The 586-nt window shown below is 41.8% G+C and carries 1 protein-coding gene; it reads right to left on the bottom strand.

The window, feature by feature from the left end; all coding sequences use genetic code 11:
- Positions 1-586: mobilization protein (locus tag R8O10_RS26420; RefSeq protein WP_318192124.1), on the bottom strand; the 586-nt coding region annotated here is incomplete at both ends.

Consider the following 586-nt stretch of genomic DNA (forward strand, 5'->3'; position numbering starts at 1 on the left):
AGGTCTTCACCTCTTCCAATGTGAAGATTCGGTAAAGGTTTGAACAGTAATACTCGAATGGGTGCTTCGATTCTTTGAACCTTATGTATTCAATTTTGTTGAAGTGGTTCTCTAACAGCTTTTTCATTTCGTTACTCTCAACGATGAAAAAGACCGCATGCCAGTACCCCTCTTTTTTTGCCTGTATGTGATCTTTAAAAATGGTCCGGTAGCGTGATGGTGTTTGAATTGTTTGCATCAGTTCGAGTGCAATCTTTGCTCCCGAAGGACTTTTCACCAAACCATTCGGTTTGTGTGCTACCTGATATTTTTTGCGTGCGTCTTCATGTTTACCATTTTCCCAATCACACCATCCATTTTTTTGTAGCTGGAGCTGCACAAACTGTACTTTCATTTTATGTTCTGCATTCTTGGCCGTGACTCGGTACGGTACAAAACTCTTCTCTCTGCCATTACTTTTCTGTTGGTTTTGCGCAAGGCCTAAGTCGGTCACTCCCCACAATGCAAGCTTTCCTCTTGGCGTTTTTAGTTCGTACTTTTTGATGAGACCTAAGCCTTTTAGTTTTGCCAGTAAACGATCGAGAGG

The sequence above is a fragment of the Vibrio sp. 1727 genome, assembly GCF_033344415.1.
In the GTDB taxonomy this organism is placed as follows: domain Bacteria; phylum Pseudomonadota; class Gammaproteobacteria; order Enterobacterales; family Vibrionaceae; genus Vibrio; species Vibrio alginolyticus.